Genomic DNA, 440 nt, shown 5'->3' on the forward strand with positions numbered 1-440 from the left:
CTGCCCTGATTATCCATCAGTGCCAGCAGCGGGCCGAAGGTGGCATTAAGGGGGCCGGTCGGGCCGCTGTTCTGGTCAATGGCCGGGCGCTTTTCCCGACTGAGCAGGTTCTGCGCGGATTTCACCAGCGAGTCGGCAATGGCATCCCCACTCTGCCCGGTCCGTCCCTGCACGCTGAGGGTGTTCATCAGCGCCACCAGCGGCGACTGGCGCACATCCGCCATCAGCGTGAGCTGGTCAATTGCGTCGGAAAGCGTCGGTGCCGGCTGCAGGCGCAGGCTGTTGAGGAAGTTCAGCCAGGCTGCGCTGTAGTCAGAGAAGTAACGGCTGGTGAGCCGCGCTTCCAGCGCTTCGGGTGAGGACGCATCACCGGCGGGCGGCGGTGCATCGCTGAGTACCCAGTCCATCTCCTCACGCCGCTCCCGCGCCACTTTTTCAAT

General features: G+C 64.5%; 1 protein-coding gene. It reads right to left on the bottom strand.

Annotation, left to right across the window (positions count from 1 at the left end):
• The coding region (locus VH86_RS23810) for an ImcF-related family protein (protein WP_369800378.1) at positions 1-407 on the bottom strand (407 nt) is incomplete at its 3' end.
• Positions 408-440: the final 33 nt, after the last annotated feature.

The organism is Pantoea sp. BL1 (genome assembly GCF_000963985.1).
Lineage (GTDB): Bacteria > Pseudomonadota > Gammaproteobacteria > Enterobacterales > Enterobacteriaceae > Pantoea > Pantoea rwandensis_B.